Genomic DNA, 251 nt, shown 5'->3' with positions numbered 1-251 from the left:
AGCAACTATCGGTGTTTCTGTGAATGCTGAGACCAAGGTTGATTTAGTGATCACCCTGGATGCCAAAGACGCAAACGGTCAGTTCATCACGGTGACCATTCCTGCGGGCACGGCGGCCAATGCGGTTATCACTTCACCAGCCTTTGTGATCAACAACGGCGAAGATGTGTATAACGACAATTCAAGTTTCGCCGTATCAGTGACTGGCACGGATAACGATGCGAGCGTTGATGGTAATTTTGAAGCGTTAG

At 49.0% G+C, this 251-nt stretch carries 1 protein-coding gene; it reads left to right on the top strand.

Going from position 1 to position 251, the window contains the following annotated elements; genetic code table 11:
- A partial coding sequence (locus tag CXF93_RS02945; RefSeq protein ID WP_157824410.1) for an immunoglobulin-like domain-containing protein occupies positions 1–251 on the top strand: 251 nt, incomplete at both ends.

Source organism: Moritella sp. Urea-trap-13 (assembly GCF_002836355.1).
Lineage (GTDB): Bacteria > Pseudomonadota > Gammaproteobacteria > Enterobacterales > Moritellaceae > Moritella.
This window is presented reverse-complemented; position numbering and strand designations above follow the sequence as displayed.